The organism is Paraburkholderia sp. WC7.3g (genome assembly GCF_050436345.1).
Classification (GTDB): Bacteria; Pseudomonadota; Gammaproteobacteria; order Burkholderiales; family Burkholderiaceae; genus Paraburkholderia; species Paraburkholderia podalyriae.
In genome coordinates, this window is sequence record NZ_JBNDMA010000002.1 from 474027 (window position 1) to 489283 (window position 15257).

General features: G+C 56.6%; 12 protein-coding genes. 6 read left to right on the forward strand and 6 right to left on the reverse strand.

All coding sequences use genetic code 11. The annotated features are described in order from the left end of the window. Positions 1–89: 89 nt before the first annotated feature. The 5 genes from OKW43_RS13650 to OKW43_RS13670 form a co-directional block, all read right to left on the reverse strand. The gene (locus tag OKW43_RS13650) at positions 90–1667 is read right to left on the reverse strand and encodes a hypothetical protein (RefSeq protein ID WP_429447826.1); all 1578 of its coding nucleotides are present in this window, start codon (positions 1665–1667) and stop codon (positions 90–92) included. A 6-nt stretch (positions 1668–1673) separates the two neighbouring features. Then, positions 1674–3326, reverse strand: coding sequence for a hypothetical protein (locus OKW43_RS13655; protein ID WP_429447829.1), 1653 nt, complete (start codon positions 3324–3326; stop codon positions 1674–1676). 202 nt (positions 3327–3528) lie between these two features. Continuing rightward, complete coding sequence (locus OKW43_RS13660) at positions 3529–4866, reverse strand: ATP-binding protein (protein WP_429451666.1); 1338 nt, start codon at positions 4864–4866, stop codon at positions 3529–3531. A 131-nt stretch (positions 4867–4997) separates the two neighbouring features. Continuing rightward, on the reverse strand, positions 4998–7490 hold the full coding sequence (locus tag OKW43_RS13665; protein ID WP_429447832.1) for an Hsp70 family protein: 2493 nt from the start codon (positions 7488–7490) through the stop codon (positions 4998–5000). Then, the gene (locus OKW43_RS13670; RefSeq protein WP_429447835.1) at positions 7487–7768 is read right to left on the reverse strand and encodes a hypothetical protein; all 282 of its coding nucleotides are present in this window, start codon (positions 7766–7768) and stop codon (positions 7487–7489) included. The genes OKW43_RS13665 and OKW43_RS13670 overlap by 4 nt, the downstream gene beginning before the upstream one ends. Before the next feature lie 104 nt (positions 7769–7872). On the opposite strand from OKW43_RS13670, the gene OKW43_RS13675 reads away from it, so the two are divergent. Then, the gene (locus OKW43_RS13675; RefSeq protein ID WP_187639754.1) at positions 7873–8865 is read left to right on the forward strand and encodes an IS5 family transposase; all 993 of its coding nucleotides are present in this window, start codon (positions 7873–7875) and stop codon (positions 8863–8865) included. A gap of 37 nt (positions 8866–8902) precedes the next feature. Here OKW43_RS13675 and OKW43_RS13680 read toward each other — a convergent pair whose 3' ends face one another. Beyond that, positions 8903–9082, reverse strand: coding sequence for a hypothetical protein (locus OKW43_RS13680; protein WP_429447837.1), 180 nt, complete (start codon positions 9080–9082; stop codon positions 8903–8905). A 567-nt stretch (positions 9083–9649) separates the two neighbouring features. On the opposite strand from OKW43_RS13680, the gene OKW43_RS13685 reads away from it, so the two are divergent. The 5 genes from OKW43_RS13685 to OKW43_RS13705 all read left to right on the forward strand — a co-directional run bounded on the left by OKW43_RS13685 (position 9650) and on the right by OKW43_RS13705 (position 15257). Next, positions 9650–9916 carry a hypothetical protein gene (locus OKW43_RS13685; RefSeq protein WP_429447839.1) on the forward strand — a complete coding sequence of 89 codons (267 nt, stop codon included), beginning with the start codon at positions 9650–9652 and terminating at the stop codon, positions 9914–9916. Positions 9917–11026: 1110 nt separating this feature from the next. Next, positions 11027–11431 (forward strand): helix-turn-helix domain-containing protein, encoded by a 405-nt coding sequence (locus OKW43_RS13690; protein WP_429447841.1) that lies wholly within the window; start codon positions 11027–11029, stop codon positions 11429–11431. Positions 11432–11711: 280 nt separating this feature from the next. Then, the gene (locus tag OKW43_RS13695) at positions 11712–12356 is read left to right on the forward strand and encodes a hypothetical protein (RefSeq protein WP_429447844.1); all 645 of its coding nucleotides are present in this window, start codon (positions 11712–11714) and stop codon (positions 12354–12356) included. 14 nt (positions 12357–12370) lie between these two features. Beyond that, positions 12371–14329 (forward strand): Mu transposase C-terminal domain-containing protein, encoded by a 1959-nt coding sequence (locus OKW43_RS13700; protein ID WP_429447846.1) that lies wholly within the window; start codon positions 12371–12373, stop codon positions 14327–14329. After that, positions 14319–15257, forward strand: coding sequence for a TniB family NTP-binding protein (locus OKW43_RS13705; protein WP_429447848.1), 939 nt, complete (start codon positions 14319–14321; stop codon positions 15255–15257). The genes OKW43_RS13700 and OKW43_RS13705 overlap by 11 nt, the downstream gene beginning before the upstream one ends.

A 15257-nucleotide genomic window follows, 5' to 3' on the forward strand; every position in this document is an offset into this window, starting at 1 on the left:
ATGGCGCTTCATGTCGCAACTGCATTGGGCGGGCGCCAGCAGCTCGGGCGACCATCAAGGAGGCAGGCCCCGATTCAGGTGAAGGCCTGTTACTGAAAATTCGGCTTTATTTTTTCGGTCAGCCAAGCCTTGCTTGACGCATACATTTTTACGACAGCTGGATCTGTCTCTATGGCAAGACGGGAATCAATGAAATTCAGCGTCCTTTGTTTATCAGCCGAGAATTGATATGCAAGCCACATTGCATCGGTCGCTTGGTCTAGCCGGTTCTCTTTGGCAAGCGTAACCGCCAACGGAGCCCAAACATTCGTTCGCCGCGGGTTAAGGGCCAGCGCGACAACAGCAGTGTCCTCGGACTTTGCCAACTGGCCGTCCATAGCGTATGCAAATGAGAGGTTGCTCGCAATCTCCTCATCGCCAGGATCGGCTTGGCTTGCTTGCTGGAGCAGTTTCACTGCATCGTCTGCCCTCGATGCATTGAGCGCGGAGAGTGCATCCTGATTGAGCCTTCGAGCTGTTGTTCGATCGCCACGTGGTGGTTTGGGAAGGGAGTCGATGGTCGCCGCCGCTTGCATCGCACCGGCGATATTTTCCGAACTTGCGAACGAGAGCATTGCCTTTGCGCACGCGACAGTGGTCGTGCAACTTCCCGCAGGACTTGCCGCCGATTGCGAGGGGGCTGGTGCGTCGGGCTGTGCGGGCCCATTTTCATCACTCACGGTATTTGTTAGCCACTGCCGCTGCGTTGCATACCACTGAACGAGGCAATCGCGGTCGTGACAGTTACGCTCCCGGTAGTTCCATTGCTCCCGGGCGTGCTCCTTAAAGGCATCCTGGTCGGTAACTGTCGCCTTTGCACTCGCAAAGAGATTTGCGAGTTCGACGTTGGCCGCAGCAAGTTCAGCGTCGTTGCAGATAAGACGCTCCGCATCCGAGCGCGCCTTTGCACAATCGAAGCTGGTTTTGATAGCCGGCGTATTTTGTTCGACGGGCACCGATGCATTTGCGCTAGCGGCCATGGATAACCCCTGCTGCCTCAGAGCCGCGCGATTCGACTCGACTTCCGCTCGGACGCCCTCAAGATCGCTGGTGCGGTAGCGGTAGTTCGAGCAGCGGGCGTTGTAGAAGTTTACCGACGCGTTGAACGCATCCACTGAACTCTGTGGATTTTCATTCAGCTGTCCCTGCCACGCTTCCAACCGGACTCTCTGCGACAAGCAGTAACGAATCTGTGACCGGTCCAACGTCAGCCCCGAGCCTACAGGTGCCACGGTTTCCTCGTTCTCGGTCGATGGGACTGCAGCTGACGGTGCTGGGGCCTCGAACGTTGGGGCATTGTTTGTCGTCGTGGCAGGCGGCTCGTAGGCGACCGCTGGCGGTGAACTTGACGGCTTGCCAGAGTTTGCCAGCCAGGCCAACAGCACGAACACGCCAATTGCGATGAGCAGCCACCCTTTACCTGAGATCCCAGCCCCGGAGCCTGCTCTTGGCAATCCCGTGAAGACCTGCGGCGGCTCTGCGGCCGTCGAAGTCACGTCGGGCTGTCGATTCGGTGGCTCGGTGGGCTCCTGCTGAATCGGTGGCGCGGAAGGTTCCGGCGCGGGCCCGACCTCTGAAATCATCGAGTCGAGTCCTGCGAACCCCTTCTTTTGTTTGCCGTTCTCCATGGCCTATCAATCCTTGAGGTAATCGCTTAGCTTCCGGACACCCTTCTTGAAGCCGCCGCGGACGAGGTGCTCGAGGATGTGCGTGTTCCACCCATTGATGTAGGAAGCTGACCCGTAGACTTTCTTGTCATCCTTTTTGCCGATTACAAAGTTCCCGTCGTGGCTCCAGACATGGACCTCATTCCAACCGAGACGCACTTGCTCGTTTGCCGCGAAGGTCTTATGTCGAGTAAGCGTTACTGCGTCGTCCTGGACCGTGATATCCCCGAAGCTAAAGGATTGCCCTCTCTCCAGGGCGGAGACCATCTCGAGAAGCAATCGGACGCACACGCCGCGCCACAGCGCCCCTGTAAATCCCGAGTAGGTAGACTCTTTCCGCAGAGCGACGCTCTGATGGGAACTGCTGTCGCCGAAGGCGATGGTGTAGTCGGTTCCCGTCGGAACGCCGTTGATCGACTTGCGCACGGCGCCCCATCGGACCCGTGTAACCGAGTCCAGGGGAACAGTGCGCCCCCGCCAACGGATGCCTTGCGAGGAAATAGCGAGTTCCTCCTTGAATACGAGTCCGACCTCGGCGCGGAAGGTGATCTCGCGCTCCCACTGCTCATTATTGCGAGCTTGCTCATCGGCTTGACGCCGCAGCCCCTCAAGCGCTTGCGCATCCTCACTAAGCCTTTCAGCGACATCGGGCAGCTCCGCAAACAGTTCGCGCAGCAGACGGGTCATCCGATCGGCCTCATTGAGCATGCCGTGGTCGTTGTTCAAAGCGAGCGACAAGCTCCGCAATTCGTAGGCGGCCGCCTGACTCGGGCGATGGGCAATGCCACGGGACTTTGCGCTGATCAGAATCGGTAGCGCCACCCAGTGCCAGTTGCGTGCTACATTCTCAACCCGGTCGAGGAGCGGGTCGACCACCGAGGCCCCTCTTGGCGCCGCCTCACGGGCGTGTCCGACAAGGGCGGAAAGGTTCTCCGCTTCCTTCTGCAGGAATCCCTGTGTCTCTACCTCGTAGCTGTCAACGAGGTCGTCGAGCAACGCAGGTGCTTGCACCTTCCCACCGTCAGTCGCTCGCCGCATGACATCGGTCATGGTGTCGACCAACTTTGCCGACTCCAAGCTATCCAAGAGATTTTTAAGGACCGATCGGTATGCCTTGCGCCGCTCTGAGAACTCTTGCGCGATCGTTTCCTTCCCCTGAACCTCGGGAAATCCGGATACGCTGCGATCTTCGTTCACGTCGCGCAGGACGTCCTCCAGATCGATTGATGCGACAATCTCCGCGAAATTTCGAACGAATTCAGCCACGGACGAGACCGGCTCATCGTCTGCCACCAGTTCGCAGGCGGCCGCCATGACGTTGGCTCGCGCCAAGCCTGGGAGCCCTTGCACGGTTCGGACGACCCGGGGATTTTCCGCGAGGGCCCGAATCACGTCCTCGGCGATCTTTGGCGCAACTCCCGGCATCCAGGCCATTTCCGCCGCAAGCCTCGTCCTCGGGTTGGTCAGGTCGGAACGAGCCTTCTGGCAAATATCACTGTCCAATTGCAGCGTGCGCTCTTCGGCCAACTTGACGATCTTTCGCCGATCATCACGCGTGGTGACACCGAGGACGCAGAAGGGGTTAGTGTGCAGATGCGTCTCGTATGTGTTCGTGCTCATCTCAGTTTTGCTTTGTCGCCCCTTGGGCCGTATTGGTCTTTGTCGCAGCGCACGATGCGCTCGGTAATTGCCGCCGCTGTCGGTTAACTACTCATCATTGATTCGAGCTCGAGACCGGGCCATTTGATTGCAGTCAGGCTGCGTGGCAACATCGGATCGCAGTGACATCCAGCAGCCCACATTAACCGCAGCCTGTCCTCCATTAAACGAATCCGACGCGCCGCTCCGGGCCTGCTCCAGAGCGGGAAGGGGCAGCTTCTAGTGCTGCGAGGAGAAAGTCCTGTCCGAGCATGTCACTGCCTGCTCGCGCGGACAGCCGGGCACCTTCGCGAACCACAAACGCGACGTCGGAGAGGGGCCGACCCGCGAGCGCCTTTGCCAAAGGTGCCGGGTCTACTGCTCGGTCTTTTGGCAAGGCCGCCAGTAACTTTGCGAGCAAGGCCGCGACTTCTGCCTCGTCTGGATAGCCAACTGCGATGACGTGATCAAAGCGACCGCGACGCATGATCGCCGGATCAATCATTTCCACCCGATTGGTCATTGCGATAATCAACACCTCGTTTTTGGCAGCCTCGGGGATGCGCCGCAAGAATTCGGCAACTTCCTCCACCCGGTGGTGGCTACCTCCGCCGCCTGCTTCCCGGTCGGCCAAAAACGCCTCCATTTCGTCAATAACCAGAACCGACGGCGCGTTCTGCATTGCTTTCTCGAACATCTCAGAGACCTTTCGGCTGGTCTCGTGGATGAATGGGCTAGCGATGGTAGAGGCGTCCAGCTGGAAACTCGGCCACCCCAGATACTCGACGAGTTGCTCGACCGCGAAGGTCTTGCCGCACCCTGGTGGACCGTGCAGAACGGTCGCGGCGGGAAATTCGATGCCTAGCGCGCTGTAGCGCTCCTTGTTACGAACGATGTCGACAATGTGCTCGTTGAAGAACGCCTCGAGCTCCGGGCGTCCACTTAGCTCGAATGTTTTCCCCAACTCGATACCGGCCTTGCGCTTTGCGCTTTGTTCGAGAGCGTCGGCGTTCTCCAGCGGACTCGTTTTTTGGTGCAGGGAATGCGGGAGGTGTGCGACTTTGTTGGCCCCCAAGGGGGTGCCGTCGTCGGCGAGTTCGATTCCTGCCGTTTCAATGACCTCGCGAAGTGCCGCAGGTCCGATCCACGTCAGCATCTGGCGCAGGCGCTGGAACGACTCGGCGGAGATCTGGGCTCCGCCGCTCAGCCAGTAGCCGAGCACGATGCCGTCGTCTGCAGGAGAGTTGATCTCATAAGTGGGTAGAAGCCGGCTGAGTTTCTCGACATAAACGGCGTCCTGAAGCGAGCTGTCAGAGTCGATCGCACGGGTATCACGTAGGGCTACAGCGAACGCGATGGCCTCGTTCTTATTGTTGGGCGAACGGCAATCGGACAGATGGACAAGCAGCTGGCTGGGACTGCAGGAAACCGTGTGATAGGTTTCGGCGCCGAACGTAAAGCGGTGGAAGTCGCCGAGCTCGACCAGTCCCGAGGCGGACCACCTGGCGAATAAGGTCTCCATGGCGATCAATGCATTTCCACCACCGCGCGTCTCGACAATTTGCCAGTTTGTGCCCGCGTGGAGCGGTCGCCCGCAACTCGCGCCGTCGGGCAGTTCGTATCCGATTGGAAACCAGCTCTCGAGCGCCACAATTACCCCACGAGGATGTTCGATCCTGCGAGCATATCGTCCTCGCTCGATGTAATGACCCGGATCCCATCGAGTTGACCGACGATCTGGCGTAAGGTGTCCATGTCGTTCGATTCCGCAGCTTGACGTCCCGACCTGCAAAGCTTCTCATGCTCGGCCGCATCGGCAAACTCGAACGGACGGTCTGACAGCCATTTGAGCCGGTCTATGACGAACCAGTCCTGGCGCCAGAGGATGAGGAAATTCCTTCTGCGCATTTCATCAAGAAGCGACTCGAAATCGCCGCTGTTGTTGTCGATCGCGCGTTGCGCTGTCCTCGCGAGGTTGTCAAACGCTCCGGCCTCTGCTGGCCGTGCGAATTTCCGAATGGCCGAGTCGAAGAATTCGACAGCCTTGTCTAGCTCCATCCGACGTATGACCGGAAGGTGCTTTTTGCGCGCTTGCGCAAGGAGCTTCTTCGCCTCCTGAACATCGTCCATTGCTTGCTTAGCGGATTCAGCATCGCTTTCGCTACCCAAGCGAGACGCGCGTTCGACCCTCTTGCGTGCCTGGTCAAGGCGCGAGTCGTCAACCTGCTGGGCGACTTCCTGGAGCCGGACTCCGACGCGATCAGAATCCTCCCGGATGCGCTTGGCTGCCTTGGTATAGTCAATCTGCCCTTCCACGCGCGAATAAAAATTTCGACCGCTGGGAAACAAGCCGCCGATGGAAGGCACGCTGACCTCGAGAATGATGTTGCCCGAATCGAGCACCTCATATTTGCATAGGAGGTCAGCACCCTTGGCGATCACGCCATCGGAGAAGTCAGAGCCCTTGATCTCGAACATGCCAATAAATCGGTTGTCCGAGATGGGGTCGTCGATCGGGCCTTCCCATAGTTTGAACTTGATCGATCCGGTCGCTCCGGCACGCAGGGACTCCTCGGCCTTAAAGGTCTTATTGCCGGTTTTGGGCAACTGGTCGCCCTCACGGACCAAGTAGTCAAGCACGACCCGTCCACCCACTTTCTCCCGGGCTTCCACGCCGATGGAATGAGAGGCCGGAATCGCGTCAATTTGCGCGGCGGTCCGCGAGATTACGATCTTGTCTTGCGCCAGCTTCACCGACCCGCCAGCTGCGTCGAACACGAACACTTTGAACAGGTTCTCGCCGGGCTTGGCAAGCGGCACTTCGATTGTCGCGCCATCCGAGAGAGTGACGCGACCGGAAGACCAACCAGTATCGAGGCTGTCAATTTGGAACGCCGCGCCATCGGCCGCCTTGCCACCAACTTTAGCCATCAATCTGGCGTTGGCGTCGGGCGTGCGCGCCTGATAGTTGAAGGATAGTTCGAGGCCGCCTTCCGTGGCCAGCAAACCGCGTCCGCTTTTTCGACCTCGGTTTTGGCTCGCCCAGTCGATGGACTCGGCGAATACAGCGGCCCCTTCGGCGACCGCCGACATTGGGTTGACGTCCGTGGATGCTGCGATACCCAGCTCGAAGGCCACCTTGTCGCGAAGCGGCTTATATTGGGTTGGCCCACCTACAAAGACCACACGTCCAATATCGTGGGAGCTCAGTCCGGCCTTGTCCATTGCCTCGCGCGCCGCGACGACGGATTCCGTGACTTTCTCGGAGATTAACTCGTCGAAACGATCCCGCGTCACAGCGATATCAAGGTAGATGTCTGTTCCAGAAGCGTCGCGCACACGCAGTTCGCTGTCGTCGAGCGTAATAATCGCCTCAGCGCTTGACGAAAGTTCTATCTTTGCTTTTTCGGCTGACCAAGTGGCCATGTGACGCAGGGTCGAATAGCGCTTGTCGCTGGAGAAGTCTTCCGGCAAGTCGAAGTTCTCGAGAAGCCAAGGTTTAACAACGTTGTCGAGTAACAAGCGGTCGAAGTCCCGTCCGCCACACATGGCGATGCCACCGTGCGACAACAGGCTGACTCGTCCGTTGATGCTCTCGGCAATGGCGATGTCAAGCGTTCCGCCGCCTAGATCATAGACAAGGAAGATTCCGTCACTTTTGCGCTGGCGCATCACGCTCATGACTGCTGCGACGGGCTCTTGCATGAGGGCAACCTTTCCCAGCCCAGCCATTTCAGCAGCCGCCATCGTCGCGTCCTTCTGCATCTGGTTGAAGGCTGCGGGAACCGTGATCACTGTTCCGGTGTCCGGCGCATTGCGGATTTCCTCGGGCAAGTATCCGTATAGGACGCGCAGGATTTCGGCGGAGCATTCCTCGGGGGTCATCGTCAGATCAACGCCTGGCAGGCGCACTGGCGTGCTTGTGCCCATTAAGCGCTTGAAAAGGATCGCAGCGTTTTCTGGATTCCGAGCCGCATTATCGTAAGCACGCTTGCCGAAATACTTGTTGTTACGCTTGTCGATGAATATAGCCGAAGGCGTGACGTCGTTCTGGTCAGGGCTTTTGAACAGCCTGATGCTCTCACCGTCATAAGCACAGATCGCGCTGTTCGTTGTTCCTAGGTCAATTCCGATGTAGTTCTTCATTGGCGCTCTGCCTTGGCAAGCATGACTGTCCCGCCGCGCACCAATCCTTCCGGGCCCATGACAATGGGTTCGAGCATCTGCTCAACCACCAGGAAGTCGTCGACGCTGAAGTCCGCAATGTTCAAAGCTGAGACGGCCATTCCCGGATCGTAGGGCTGGCCCTCGAGCGTGACTATGCGAATACCAAATGCACTTAGCCGATCATCGATCTTTTTATAAAAATAGCGGGCCTGATTGGCATATCGTGTCGCCTCGCCCGCATCGAGCTTATCAAGCAATCGATCAAATACCCTAGGGAAACGCTGATTTATTCGGCTCGGCGGTCATCGCCGGCGTAGCTGAGGACGTTATAGAAGACAGCTCACGGAACAGACTCACGATGATGAAGAGGCAGATTGGCTTCGCGGAAGCGGAAATTGCAGGCAAGAGGCGAGTGACGAGGCGCCAACGCTTCCTCGCCGAGATGGAGAAGGTTGTTCCGTGGCAGCGATTGCTGTCGGCAATCGAGCCGTACTATCCGAAGGGCACGCGAGGCCGCCCGCCGATTGGCCTGGAGCGAATGCTGCGGATCTACTTTCTGCAACAGTGGTACGGGCTGTCGGACGAGGGACTGGAAGACGCGCTGTATGACAGCATCGCGCTGCGAGCCTTCGCTGGCATCGATCTGGCAGTCGAGAACGTGCCTGATGCAACCACACTGTTGAAGTTCCGGCGCCTGCTGATCGAACACGAACTGACACGAAAGTTGTTCGACGAGATTGGCATCTCGCTGTGCGAGCGTGGGCTGATGATGAAGGAAGGTACGCTGGTTGACGCGACGATCATTGAAGCGCCGCCGTCGACCAAGAACGCCGGGAAGAGTCGTGACCCGGAAATGCACCAAACGAAGAAGGGAAATGAATGGCACTTTGGGATGAAAGCCCACATTGGCGTCGACGCCGATTCGGGCCTGATTCACAGTGTGGTTGGCACGGCGGCCAACGTGTCGGATGTATCACAAGCGCATGCCCTGTTGCACGGACATGAGGAGCAGGCGTTCGCCGATGCGGGCTACATTGGCGTAGACAAGCGCGAGGAAATGGCGGGTAAGACCGTGAAGTGGAACGTCGCTGCCAAGCGGGGAAAGGTCAGGGCGATGCAGGAGGGAGCGCTGAAGGAATTGATGATCGCGGTCGAGCGAACCAAAGCGCAGATCCGTTCGCGAGTTGAGCATCCGTTCCATATCGTCAAGAACCTCTTTCACCATCGCAAGACCCGATACAAGGGCTTGGCCAAGAACACCGCGCAACTGTTCAGCCTGTTCGCTCTGGCGAATCTGGTGATTGCGCGAAATCTGATGCGATCGGTCCATGGGAGCAATCCGTCAGGCGCATGAAAAATGCGAGCAGCGAGGCTCGTTTGCGCGTCCCAATTCAGCGAATTGAGCGTCGAATCGCTTTGTCATCCGGAAAATTCGACGCCGTCTCGACTGCAATTTGGGCAGTTGGGCCATTGATCAGCGTTTCCCTAGTGAAGCGCCAACCTTCCACCGAAATATCGATTAAAGCCTTCCGCTCGGCATTCTCGCTCACGTCACGGCGCATCTCGTCCATGCTTTTCCCCGACACCGTTGTAGATTATTCAAATGCATGGGGCTCCGTCTCGCCGTGTTGCCCATGAGCGTTTCCGGGGCACCCATTTGGTCTATCCCAACTATATCAGAACGTCAGTCCTTGCTGACAAGGCAGGTTGATCCGCTGCGAATAAGTTCGCCAAGAATCGTGGGGTGGCGCACGATGGTCCCGTCGGCAAGGTGCGTAGCCGGCTAAGAACGTCGCGCATTCAATTGACGAAGGACTACGGACGCCGGCAGTAAATGCTCGCACCAAACGTTTGCTTTATAGCCTGTGAAACCTAGGAGGAACGACGCTCGGGCATTGATGTGCTGGTTGTCGCATGGGTTTTCCAAGAAGTTTTCCCAAACGGGATCCTGACGAAAGTGATCCCGGATTGGTTGATGCACTGAGAAATCTCCGCGCTCACGTATCCGAAACTTATCGATTGAATCGACGGATCTTACGAAACCGCGCCGGCGGCAGGTGTCTGGACTAACGCCCGAGCGGAAAGGGCTCGAATCCTGGGTGATTGACGGATCATCGGTTCGAGCGCTGGAGTCATCAATGGAAGCTTGGCGCATCGCCGCTAATGCAACGCTATCCAGGGGCTTGGACTCAAGGCAAATTTCTGGCTTTCGTAGCTTCTATGGAAGTTTGGTACATGGCGTTCTTGAGGATTTGAATGTTGCGCGCGCCAGCTATGCTTTCATCGACGGGAACTGCTTCGACAATCCGAAAATGTCGCCGAGGCAACTTTGGAAGGTGAACTTAAATATCTGGACGATATCCTCGCAGTTTGCGACGACCGCGAGTGGATCGATTTACGGCTAGTCGCTTTAGGTGAAAATCTTAGGCGTCTCCCAGCAAGCGCGAAAGCGATCGTTTTTTTGCTCCAGTAAGCGAGTCGCCGATGAAGTCTTCAAGTACCTTCGGCGAGAAGAACTTCGCGCGTTGCGGCATCAGACAGGCTGCGATGGAGATGACGTGGTGTTGATTTGCACCGAATTCGGACCCGCCTGACCCGGTGATTTGCATCCAATATTGACCCACGTGGAACACACTGGCCCGCTGAGCAGCTTGCGGGAGAACGGAGTGATCGACATGGCAATATTGAGCATCATTCGACGCTGGCACTATCACGATAATAGTCGTCGTCCACGCGATCCATCGACGCGGACTAGTTCGACCCGAACCTACGGGGACATGCTCGACCAATCGACTCGTTCTCATTTGGGGCCACCGATACTTCGTGGCTTCGCTCCATGTCTCATTCGCTGACTGCGGGCCCTCTTCGTCGACTCAACCCGGACGCATCGATTTTTGTGCCTACATTTGCCGCTGTCCGCTTTATTCATTGATTGGACCAGCAGCTTCGTCGAGGGAGTCGACTCAGTCGCGCACGATACTACAACGGTGTGATACCGACTCTGAAGCAGTGCACGGGTCTTTTCTCCGGACGCCCTTTCTTCCTTGCCGCGGGCTGGTCCGGCTCCGGTACGCTCGCGTCTAGGTTAGTTCACCCAACCCAGCCCTGCAAGCAGTCGCTGAGACTTTGCGCCGGTGTGGCTCCCGTGTCATACGCCGAGCAACACGTTGCGCTGCAGAAACTCACCGAGTTGCTGCACAACCTCCCTTGGCTCCGCGTCCGCTCAGAGGTCTTTACGCCTCAACGGCAGCAGACGAAAATTCTCATCAATCTTCGTCAACAGAGCGCCGGCTGAATAATTCGAGAACGTTTTCGATCTTATTACGGAAAAAGTACCACTATTTAAGAGTTCGACGCCACAAAGCGATCAAAAACATTTTTAAAAACAAATCCAATTTGACTCGTAAATAAAATGTGTCTTTTATCCTCGGTCTCCTCGGAAATAATTCGTTGACCTACTGGTGCTCCGCTCCTATTCTCAGAAAATTCGCAAACAAATTTTCTTCGAATTTTAAGTGACAGATCTCGGCAAATTCGTCCGGACGCGCCGGAAAGCGCTCAAGCTTACGCAGACAGAACTGGCTCGCCAGCTCGGCGTCGATGACGCGTCCATCAGCGGAATCGAACGCGGAGTCCGCACGCCTGGCGACGTCGTTTTTATTGATCAGCTGGGACGAGCGCTGGCGCTCGATTCGGAAGGCCAGCGTGAATTAAAGGCGGTCGCGGAAAGCTCCAAGCGCCTGCTGCGCCTGTCCGAACCGCTGCCGCTTTACAAATATCAGGTCATTTCGGCCCTGGTCGGAGATCAAGCTCTGACGGAAGCTGACATGGAGACGATCGCAAAAGTACATGCTGCGATCGTCCAGATTCGGAGCGCTACGGCGGGAGCCGTTGGCATCGACAAAGGAGGGCCTATGTAAAAGCAAAAGCGCCACTAACCAGAAGGCCAGTAGCGCTTTTGGGATCAGAACCAGTAAAGATTCATCTCCTCCAAGGCCGAGTCTCTACCTCTCTGACCTCAGCGTCAAGCCCTTCTTGTTGCCTGGCGATTTGCGCCCCCTCGGAATTCGAACTGTTTTAATCGAATCTCCGATTTCGTTCGTCCGCGCTCTGGGCGATATTCGACGGCAAATTGTCGTCGGAGGGAGGCGCGTTCCCTGAAAAGTAAGCGTCTGTCTGCAGACGCTATGGAGAAAACTCGTGCCTAAAATCCCCCAAAGTTCCACCAATAATCCCTCAACACGTCGGCCGCGCGACATCGTGACCGTCTCTGGCATTGGCGTGCGAGGAAGATTTCCGAGCCGAAAGTCTGTCAAGGCCGCCCAGTATGAAAGTCGCGTCGAGAACATGGCGCTGCAATTCCTGGAAGTGGCCCCGTCCGTCAAGTCAATCGCAACTCAGCCACGAGTATTCGAATACATGGACGGTAAACGCCGGCGGCGTTATACGCCTGACGTGGCGATCGAGATCGGGACTGCCAATGAGACAGCGTACCTCGAGGTTAAAGATGACGGAGCGTTCACCCGAAGTTCAAAAGCTGCCGATCGGATCAGCGCTGCGATACGGCACCTTCGACAACGTGGCGAATCCTTGTACATAGTCTTTCGCGCCGACCTCGTCGCAAACAATCTCCAACTACAGCTCGAACTTCTATTCCGAGCACGTCCGGTTCGCACAAGGTATCGCACTGATATCGATGCGACTCTATGGGATCCGGAAAACGGCACCCCTCCTCCAGCAGACATTGAACAGCAATGGGAAGACGCAAAACGTCAATGTGATGATTTGCTCCGCCGGATCATGAAGCGTGATCCAGACGATCTCTTGCCAGTCACGATTCGCTAACAGGAGCATTCACCATGGCTAACTTCACCAAAGACCAGGTTATCTTCCGCGGCGAGGGAAAGTTTCGGCTCGTTCGCGTACAGGAGGACATTGCTCAACTGGAAAACATCGTGACAGGCGAGCTTTCCAGCCACAGCGAAGCAGATCTTCTGGAAGAGTATGTGCAGGGATACCTTTGCACAGTTAACAGCAGGCAGTATCAACGCCCTCCAAAACGCAACGCTTTCGAGGATGTATTGGAAGCTGCAACGTCACCAACCAAGCAAGGTGACTTCGACACGCACCGGCGTGTGAACTATCTCGTGGCGCTCGACCGTATGTGTGCATTTCGTTCTCGATCTGCGTTGCGTCAAGCGATTCAAAAAATAGCATCAGACGTGAACGACGCGAAGCCGCCCCATATCACGACTGTATATCGCTGGCGCGCGCGATACCGGCATGCACTGCGTGATGTCCGTGCATTACTTGATCGAACAGATCTGCGGGGAGGCAAAGGGCAGTCACGGCTCGCCCACGTCGTCGAAGGTATCGTACAGGACAAAATCGAAACTGCATTCCTCAACAGCAAAAGAGGATCAGCTGAAGATGTCTACAACGCGATATTCCTCGAAATCCAGCGGCTAAACACGACTCGTATCGAGTCCGAGTGGCTCAAGGTTCCGGGGCTTCGGACCATTCAAAGGCGAATCCAGAGCATCAACGCATTTGAGCGCGCGGTTGCCCGCTATGGTGAACGGGAAGCGCGGCGCCGGTTCGCCGACCAGCTCTGCGCGCGCCAAGTAAGCAGAATCCTTGAGATCGTTGAAATCGATCATACCCCGATCGACTTGGTTTATACGGACGCCGACGGCAGAGCGATCGATCGCCCGTGCTTCACCGTTGTACTGGACCGTTTCTCTCGATGCGTACTTGGTTTTTGCATCAGCTCAGCCGGACACGGCGTTCACGCCGTATTCGAAGCGCTGCGGCACTCCATGATGCCAAAAAACTATCTTGGAGAGCGATTTCCCGAGCTACTTCTGGAGTGGCCATGCCACGGTTGGCCAGAGCGCTTACTGATGGACAACGGTCGAGAGTTCCATGCCCGTGCAGTAATTGACGCTCTCACGAATCTCGGCGTGATATGCGAATACGCCGCTTCGCGCGATCCGAACGACAAGCCATTCGTTGAACGTTTTCTCAAAACGTTCAACTACTCTTTTATCCACAAACTTCCGGGAACAACCCTGGCGAAGGTTCATCAACGCGTCGGTTTCAAATCGGAAGATGAAGCTTGCATCACGTTCGAGCAGCTCAACGAAATGGTGCATGTCTGGATCACGTCCGTATATCATCTTCGACCGCATAAAGGTCTTGCGGCGCGCGCACCGATCGATGTGTGGAAGGAGAGTGCAGCTGCATTTCCACCCGCATTGAAGTGCAATGCAGAGGATCTCAGCATCGAATTCGGCGAGTTCGCCGAGTGCGCTCTACAGCACTACGGCATCGACTTCAATACGTTCAGGTATGTATCTCCCGAATTGCTTGCCCTGCGCCGGATGCTGCCCGCCAAGCAAAAGGTGCAAATCAAGGCCCCCTACGAAAACGCCGGCGCAATCTGGGTGTGGAACCCGATTGATAACCAATACATCCGTGCTGACAACACCGACGAGCGGTTCAGCAACTTGACGGTAGAGCAAGCCAGGTTACTCAAGCGCGAATACGCAGACTCCGATCCTTATCAACGAACCCGGGCAAATGGAGAAGAGATGATCCGTCAAAAGGCCAACGAGGCGATGCAATCAAAGGATTTGAAAACACGCAAACGGGGGGCTCGGCAGGCACATACCACATCGAAATCTGCTAATCGCCTCCCACGTGCAGCGTCTGAACCTCAAATCGCCGCTCCACTTGCCGCCTTCACTTCGGATGCCGATGAGCTTTCAGAGTTTGAAGTGGAATCGATCAGTATCGAGGTGAGCCATGAAAAATGAAAACTCATGCACTGACATTGTTAGGGATATTAAATCAAGCTTCATCCACTTCCCTCACGTCAAGAAAATACAGATGGCGTTGGATCGTATGCGTGAGTACCAGTGTGGCGACGAGGAGGCCGAGCACATCATGCTGCTTGGCGAATCCGGGGTCGGGAAATCGACGTTGCTCAAAAGATACGTTAAGAAGTACCCGCGCGTCGCGCACGAGGAATTCACTGAGGTCCCGGTATTGTTCGCGACACTTCGTCAGTCACCAACCCCCAAGAGATTGGGGGGCACGCTTCTGAGGACGCTGGGAGACCCCGAGTGGTGTAGAGGACCGGAGGATGAATTGACTGAGCGGCTCGTCTTGTTGATCGAGCGGTGTCGCGTCAGACTCGTAATCATTGACGAGGCTAATCACCTGGTCGATCGCGGAGGCGAGAAAACATTGCACACATCTGGTGATTGGCTGAAGGGCCTCGCGGATGCGACGCGAGTGTCGTTTGTGCTAGCCGGCATACCCCGGTCCACGCGCTTGCTTGCGACCAACGATCAATTGCGAGGCAGGTTCCGGGAGGTCATTGATATCGACCGGTTTTCGGTGGCAAACAAGTCCGCCGAACACGAGTTCCGCAGTGTTCTTAAGGTCTTCAAGGGATATCTGCGGGAACTCCCCACCATAGACCTCTCGGGAGCTGCCATAACGCGACTGTTTGCCTTTGCAACCGACGGGCGTCTGCGCGCTATCCGAAGTCTTCTTGTGCGAGCAGTCGAACTGGCATACGGACAGCCCGATCCCCGATTGACAGACGCGGTTCTGGCCGAGGCCTTCCGGACAGTCATCTATCCGGGATCGCCAGATAGACGGAATCCCTTTCACAAGACATTCGACAAGATGCCGCTCGTCAAGGGCGATGAACCGTTTGCACCTGTGGAGCGCTGA

What these genes read in the sequence shown, in the direction of transcription:
- OKW43_RS13650 (WP_429447826.1), bottom strand. Translation starts at nt 1,667, where the DNA reads ATGGAGAACGGCAAACAAAAGAAGGGGTTCGCAGGACTCGACTCGATG.
- OKW43_RS13655 (WP_429447829.1), bottom strand. Translation starts at nt 3,326, where the DNA reads ATGAGCACGAACACATACGAGACGCATCTGCACACTAACCCCTTCTGC.
- OKW43_RS13660 (WP_429451666.1), bottom strand. Translation starts at nt 4,866, where the DNA reads ATGGAGACCTTATTCGCCAGGTGGTCCGCCTCGGGACTGGTCGAGCTC.
- OKW43_RS13665 (WP_429447832.1), bottom strand. Translation starts at nt 7,490, where the DNA reads ATGAAGAACTACATCGGAATTGACCTAGGAACAACGAACAGCGCGATC.
- OKW43_RS13675 (WP_187639754.1), top strand. Translation starts at nt 7,873, where the DNA reads ATGAAGAGGCAGATTGGCTTCGCGGAAGCGGAAATTGCAGGCAAGAGG.
- OKW43_RS13680 (WP_429447837.1), bottom strand. Translation starts at nt 9,082, where the DNA reads ATGGACGAGATGCGCCGTGACGTGAGCGAGAATGCCGAGCGGAAGGCT.
- OKW43_RS13685 (WP_429447839.1), top strand. Translation starts at nt 9,650, where the DNA reads ATGGAAGCTTGGCGCATCGCCGCTAATGCAACGCTATCCAGGGGCTTG.
- OKW43_RS13700 (WP_429447846.1), top strand. Translation starts at nt 12,371, where the DNA reads ATGGCTAACTTCACCAAAGACCAGGTTATCTTCCGCGGCGAGGGAAAG.
- OKW43_RS13705 (WP_429447848.1), top strand. Translation starts at nt 14,319, where the DNA reads ATGAAAAATGAAAACTCATGCACTGACATTGTTAGGGATATTAAATCA.